The organism is Clostridium sp. (genome assembly GCF_051654825.1).
GTDB lineage: Bacteria > Bacillota > Clostridia > Clostridiales > Clostridiaceae > Clostridium.
Genome location: NZ_JBOFYU010000222.1, coordinates 1 through 6074 on the forward strand (window position 1 = coordinate 1; position 6074 = coordinate 6074).

Genomic DNA, 6074 nt, shown 5'->3' on the forward strand with positions numbered 1-6074 from the left:
CTGAGTTAGTATGGCAGTAAAGAGGAGAAGATTTATTATGATCAGTGGATTAGGTTACTCGACTATAATACCTTGTGTTGAAGGTCTATTATCCCATATATGCCCGTTAGAAATATAGTATTCTCTGATAACCGACCCATCTATTTTCGTCAAATCGATGACGAAAACTTGTCCTGTTTCTATCAGCATAGGGTATTCACTATAAGGTAGCACATATTGTTTGGGATTATTTTTAAAATCATCATAGGCATTTTCTAAGCGCCAAAATGCTCTAGAGGTATAGTCTTTAAATCCAGTTAAATCCTGTTCCCCAAAATAGGATGCCTTATAATCTTTTCCGTTAACACGAATAGTATCTACGCTATAGGGTTCAATATCTTTTGCCCATATAGCCAGGTCTTCAGTGTAGAGCTTAGCGCCATAACGTTTTTGCAGTTGATTTGCCATACATGGAACAGATTGCGTGCGGTAGTCCATACCGTTTGTATCAGTATGCATTGCACCATAAATACCCATAATACTTTCACCTTTTAGTTGGTCAAACTCACGGATAAAGTTGGTTACCATCATGTTTTCACGAGAGTAGATTAAGAGGATGTGGCCGTCTGGATCTATCCAATTATTTTTTTGAAGTAATCTAAGCAGATAATGGGGTCTGAATTAATCATATAAATAGAGGTGAGTGGAGAAAATTAATATTTAATATTTCTAAATAATAAAAATATATTATAATAGTTAAGTGAAGAATAATGTTAATAAATTAAGTATTATAAGAGGAGATAATGTATGAGAAAACAATTAAAGCACTTGCTTTTTGTAATACTACCTTATGCTGGAATACTTATCTGGATGTGCTTAGTAAAGTATATCGATTTATCTGTTATTGCTTCAATATATTTACCAATCCTACTGGTATCAATTTTAGCAATTATTCGAGAGAAGTATTACATAGGATATATTTTCATTGCTTCATCAGAAATGGGATTGCTATTAGAATATATAATGAGCTTAAATTATGATGGAAAAGCCAATATGTCAGGTGCATTCTTAAATACCACTATTCTATTTATTGGTTTAGTAAGTGGTATCATTCTACAACTTTACATGAATAAACGTCACAAAGCAAAGTAAGTAATAGTTAATTGTTTACCGGAGACAGCCCTATCAATTCATTATTGAGAGATAGGGCTATCTTTGCGTGGCATAGCTACAATATTAGCTAATAAAAACTAAATAAGCAAAAGGAGGCTATACGACTTACAATAAAAATATTTATAACATATAGAGATTAAAGCATTTGAGGAGATAATAATATAAAAATTAATATAAAATTTAAAAAATAATTTAAAAGAATCGAACTAAACAATGCATTGAAATGTATAATAAGGTGAAGTAAAAGGAGGGGGTTTTATGAGAGCACCTATATCAAAAGAAGATGCGGAAAAAATGTATGAAGAGCACTCGAACTATGTATATAAAGTTGCGTTATTCCTCACTAAATCAAGAACGTTAGCAGATGATATTACCCAAGATGTATTTATTCAAGTATGGTTAAAATATAGTACATATGATCCAGAACGTCCATTTAAGCCATGGCTATATCAAATCGTACTAAATAAAATAAGAAATACATTGAAAAGCCAACGATATCATCTAGATTTGGAATTTATAAAGGGAAAGACTTCTAGGCAGGATGTTGAATTCCAATTTCTAATAACAGAAGAAGAACAAATGATATGGAGACAAGTCAATCAACTTAGTCTTAAGACAAGAGAGGTTATTGTACTGCATTATTATATGGCAATGAAATTAGAAGAAGTAGCAAAGGTGCTAGATATCCCACTAGGGACGTGTAAATCACGATTAGGATCAGGCTTAGCAAAATTACGAAAAGTAATGAGCGAGGAAGATATGAGTTATATTTCAAGGAGGGAGCAATATGAATAAAGGCCTTTTGAAGAATGTAATAGAGAAAGGATTGAAAGATGAAAAACCGTCTTTGAGTTTTGAACAGACATGGATGCTTTATGAGAAGCAAAGAGGTACAAAAAAAAAGATAAAAGCTAGAAAGATACTTATGCTGGCAGCTACTTTAGTATGTTTAGCGACAGGAGTAGTTGTCTCAGCAGAATATATGCGCAGACAAGATTATATAGAGTATTCTTTTGAAACAAATCCTAAGGTTGTAGGCGTATGGCAAGTTGTAGCATACGTAGCAGGAAAAGAGAATTTTAATCCAGAGGATAGTTATGATGAACAAGAATTTTACATAAGACAATTAACTTTTGAACCTGAAGGGACATTACAGATAATTTATGAGGAAGAAGGAGCGTTATATGAATTAGAGAACAGTAAAATTTTTTGGACGAAAAACCATATAGTAGATAAAGGCTATAGGACAGATAGTAACTATAGTATTGAGAAAATAGATGAAACAGAGTATATGTTCTATGAATGGAAAAATGGAGATTATATCACTAGGGAAAGAGAGCAACCGGGCTATTATGTACTAAAACAAATATTTGAGGATACAGAAATAATTACAGTAGAGAATCAAGGCAAAAAAGATGATGTTAATCAGCCTTTTATAGATAATGATGAACTAAAGGGTAAATGGACGGCTATAGATTTTGTAAAAGATATAGAAGACTTTAATTTCAAGAAGAAAAAAGATATAAACACGCTTTATTTAAGGGGACTAAATATTTTTGAAGAAGGACAGATAGAGGTAGATTTGGGTGAAGGATTTAAAAGTGTGGTAGGGATGAGATGGTCTGAAGATGTGATCATTAATATGCATCAGCAGACAGCAAGTCAGTGTATTCTTAAGAAAATAAGAGGGACAACCTATATGTTTTATGAGTGGAAGAGTGGCGATTATATAATTAGAGGTTTGAAGCCATACTATTATGTTCTAAAAAAAGAGGAGTAGATAGCATATAGCTGTGGAAATAATAATATACGATCAATTAAGGGGGGGAACAATTTTATGAAGTCAGTATTAAAAATAGAGAATGTAAAAAAGTACTATTATTCTAATGAGTATGAAGTAAAAGCGGTGGATGGTATTAGCTTTGAGATCGCTGAAGGAGAATTTTTAGGTATTATGGGACCTTCAGGATCAGGTAAGAGTACTTTGCTTAATGTTATTTCAACTATAGATAATATTACGTCAGGAGAAATCTATATTAAAGATAAAGGGATAAGTCAACTCAATAAAAAAGAATTAGCATCATTTCGAAGAGAGAAATTGGGCTTCATATTTCAAGACTTTAATTTATTAGATACCCTGAGTATTTATGACAATATAGCTATAGCACTTACAATTAACAAAATTCCTTTAAAACAAATTCGAGAAAAAGTTCTAGTTATAGCTCGGCAGATGGGAATTGAGGATATCTTAAATAAATTTCCTTATGAAGTATCTGGAGGGCAGAAACAGCGATGTGCATGTGCTAGAGCAATGGTAACACAGCCTCAATTGATATTGGCTGATGAGCCAACAGGGGCATTAGATTCAAATACAGCATGTAAGTTATTAGAGCAATTAACTTACATGAATGAAAGTTTAGGAGCCAATATTTTAATGGTAACTCATGATGTGTTTTCGGCAAGTTATTGTAAAAGAATTCTTTTTATGAAAGATGGTCAAATTTATAAAGAGTTAATAAGAGACGAAGTTGAGAGGAAAGAGTTTTTTACTCAAATCTTAGAGGTATTGGCTCAATTAGGGGGAAAAGCTTGTGATATACATAAAATTGGCCATAAGAAATGCTAGCCATTGTATTAGAGAATATATTGTTTATTTTATAACGGTAGTTATCTTTATAACTATGATGTATGCCATGAGTGCAATGACATGGAAAGAAGAAATACTTAATATAGAATCTTTTGTGAATGAGCTAAAAATATTGATGTTTTTTGCGTATGGTATTTTTAGTTGTATTATTTTCTATATGAATAAGCATTTGATGGATTATCGAAAAAAAGAACTGGGAGTTTACCTGCTATTAGGACTTGAGCCTATGAAGTTAACATGGATACTAGTTGTAGAGAATTTTTTGTTTATTTGTATGGCATTAGGAGTAGGAACAGTCATTGGGGTTAATCTATGCGAATTACTGAGTAAGTTAACAAGTGAGTTTTTTGAAATAGATTATATTATGAGCATGGAGTTGTCTGGTACAGCTATAGCAAATATTGTACTCTTTTTACTGTTTGTGCATGGCTTAATTAGTTATGCCAATATAGAATACTATAATGACACTAACATTTATGATTTATTAAATGATGAGAAAAAGAATGAGAAAAAACTTATAAAGGATAAGTTAATCCATATATGGATTTTTGTGTTCTCGGTAGTAGCAATTGTAGGGAGTTATCTCTTAATATTTATATATATTTACTTTAATAAAAATACAGTTATTATAAGTGTTTTGTTGTTTATAGCAGGAACTTATAGTTTTTACTATTCTTTTTCAGCATTAGTAGGAGTTATAAAAGCAAGGTGTTCAAAGATATATTATAAGGGGTTAAATATATTTTCCTTTAGCCAATTTACAAGAAAAATTAATATGAATGGTTTTTATTTAGGGAGTATATCCTTATTGTTATTTGTGGCAATACTTTCAGCAGTATTAGGTGGGGAGTATGCAACAAGTATGCAAGTGAACCAAATGAAAGATCAGAATGTATGGTTTGATATTGGATTAAGGTTTGATAAGGGAGCAATAGATCTATCTGATTTAGAGTCTTTCATAAAAGAAAGTGAATTTGGCTCAATAGGGTCAATGAGCTTTTCGGTTTATGAAAATACTGCTGAAGCTTTAACTAATAAAGAAGGTTATTATTTAAAGTTAAGTGATTACAATAGGTTGCTTGAGTTAAAGGGTGATCTGGGAATCACTTTAGATAAAGCTAAGTTTTATGTTCATCCAGTAGATATGGACACATATATGTTAAATAAAGAGATTACTTTAGGAAAAAATACCTTGGAAGGACTCTGGAGTCCCCATAGAAATAAAAAGATTGATATTGACAGGTATAATAAGGTGATTTATAAAGATAGGAACTATTTGTATGTGCTCGATGATAGTTGGTTTATAGAGTTAGAGCCGATTTATACGGTATTGCTTGCTAAGACTAGTAAACCAACAAGTAATGAATTTAATGAGAGGTTATGGCTTGAAATTAGGGATAAAACTTTTGAAGAGGCAGGACTAAATGAGAATTTTATTAATTGTATAGGATTTATGAAAACAAAAGTTTTATTTGAACAACGTACCTCAGCAGCAGCTATGTTATTTGTTGGGTATTATCTCTGTAGTATATTAATTATATGCATATTAACAGTTCTTGCGGTGCAATTACTTAGTGATCTTAAGAGTTATAAGGATGGAATAAAAATACTACGTCAATTGGGAGTTGAAGAACGGGAAATCTATAGGACTATAAAAATACAGATTATAGTATATTTTATGTGTCCACTTATATTAGCAGGTGTTAATAATATATTAATATATATTTGCTTACTAAAAACATATATTCAAGAAAACGAAATGGTAAGAGCATTGGCACTACTTAAAAATATAAGTATAGTTGGTATAGGATTAAGTATTGTTTTTATTATATATGGTATGATTACATATTATTTGATAAAGAAGAGTATTAAAGATGGTGATAATTAGAGCATACTTACTACATGTATTTGTAGTTGTATTATTGTTACAATTATTATGAGTCATTTCAGAACAATACTAAATATTATTTGATGATGCAGATTGGTAGGTTATTATCGACCGAGTAATTAGTTAGTTTAAGTAAGAGATATTTTATGGGGTTACTTATATAAAGGAGTGAATAAAATTGTCAAAAGTAATTAATAAATTATTTGTAGGGATTTTAGCATCAATTATAGTTATACCATGTAATGCAAAGGAGGTTATTACTGTTTCTTATAATGGGGAACAAATGCAGTTAGAACAACAACCACAGAAAATAGGGGAGAGTGTGCTTTTACCGCTTAGAAGTGTATCACAATTTTTAGGATATAAAGTGAATTGGAATGCAGAAAC

General features: G+C 31.0%; 7 protein-coding genes. 6 read left to right on the forward strand and 1 reads right to left on the reverse strand.

The genetic code is table 11. The features are described 5' to 3' along the window. Window positions 1-54 precede the first annotated feature (54 nt). Window positions 55-516 carry a hypothetical protein gene (locus ACRDBA_RS13395; RefSeq protein WP_438573431.1) on the reverse strand — a complete coding sequence of 154 codons (462 nt, stop codon included), beginning with the start codon at window positions 514-516 and terminating at the stop codon, window positions 55-57. A gap of 270 nt (window positions 517-786) precedes the next feature. Here ACRDBA_RS13395 and ACRDBA_RS13400 point away from each other — a divergent pair, with 270 nt between their 5' ends. The 6 genes from ACRDBA_RS13400 to ACRDBA_RS13425 form a co-directional block, all read left to right on the forward strand. After that, entirely contained in the window at window positions 787-1131 is a 345-nt protein-coding gene (locus tag ACRDBA_RS13400; protein WP_438573432.1) for a hypothetical protein, read from the forward strand. A 279-nt stretch (window positions 1132-1410) separates the two neighbouring features. Beyond that, a complete protein-coding gene (locus tag ACRDBA_RS13405) occupies window positions 1411-1947 on the forward strand; it encodes an RNA polymerase sigma factor (RefSeq protein ID WP_438573433.1) in 537 nt (178 codons plus the stop codon). Window positions 1948-1999: 52 nt separating this feature from the next. Continuing rightward, window positions 2000-2932, forward strand: coding sequence for a hypothetical protein (locus ACRDBA_RS13410; protein WP_438573434.1), 933 nt, complete (start codon window positions 2000-2002; stop codon window positions 2930-2932). 57 nt (window positions 2933-2989) lie between these two features. Next, entirely contained in the window at window positions 2990-3778 is a 789-nt protein-coding gene (locus ACRDBA_RS13415; RefSeq protein ID WP_438573435.1) for an ABC transporter ATP-binding protein, read from the forward strand. Then, window positions 3744-5687, forward strand: a complete 1944-nt coding sequence (locus tag ACRDBA_RS13420) for an FtsX-like permease family protein (protein WP_438573436.1) — start codon at window positions 3744-3746, stop codon at window positions 5685-5687. Before ACRDBA_RS13415 ends, ACRDBA_RS13420 begins: the two co-directional genes overlap by 35 nt. 178 nt (window positions 5688-5865) lie before the next feature. Next, a partial coding sequence (locus ACRDBA_RS13425) for a stalk domain-containing protein (protein ID WP_438573437.1) occupies window positions 5866-6074 on the forward strand: 209 nt, incomplete at its 3' end.